The organism is Pseudomonas sp. HMSC063H08, from assembly GCF_001813645.1.
GTDB classification, from domain to species: Bacteria; Pseudomonadota; Gammaproteobacteria; order Pseudomonadales; family Pseudomonadaceae; genus Pseudomonas; species Pseudomonas aeruginosa.
In genome coordinates, this window is sequence record NZ_KV813530.1 from 1,052 (window position 1) to 1,580 (window position 529).

The following is a 529-nucleotide window of genomic DNA, read 5'->3' on the forward strand; positions in this document are numbered from 1 at the left end:
TCCTGGGCGTGCGACTCCCACTCGCGAGGCACTTCGACTCGGCGCGCGCCGGCGCCGGCCAGGCCTTTCACGTCGGCGAAGCCTTCACCGAGGTAGAGGTCGACGAACTGAGCCTGGATGATCGGGTTCACACTCACGAACTATAGGTCCAGGTAATGCTGTTGCTGTCGCTGCTGCAGGCCTGGGTCGCGGCTGCGGTGGTCACTTCTCCGGTGATCGCGGATCCGCTGTTGATCTTGGTCTGCTCGAAGGTGTTCTTCGCGATCTTGGTGGCCAGCGTGATACAGGCGTCCTGGGGCAACTTGCTGGTGGTGATCGAGAAGCCCATGCCGGTGGACGAGACAGTGACCGATCCGCCGTAGACGTTGTAGACGACGCCGGAGGAGACACTCATGTTCTTCGGCACGCCGTTGATTGCGATCAGGCTCGGGATCAGGTTGGTACCGCTGGAGCCGTAGCCCGAAGAGGTCTTCAGGGCCCGCGCGTTGGCCGCGATAACGCTGATGTTGCGCTGTTCCTCGTTGGCGTT

Annotated in this window: 1 protein-coding gene and 1 pseudogene; both read right to left on the bottom strand. The window is 62.4% G+C overall.

The features are described 5' to 3' along the window. Positions 1 to 137, bottom strand: a pseudogene (locus HMPREF2924_RS37065) (twitching motility protein PilT); the annotation flags it as partial. Beyond that, positions 134 to 529 (bottom strand): type 4 pilus major pilin (locus HMPREF2924_RS22145; protein ID WP_070700654.1); only part of this gene is annotated, 396 nt, incomplete at its 5' end. The pseudogene HMPREF2924_RS37065 and the gene HMPREF2924_RS22145, both read right to left, overlap by 4 nt.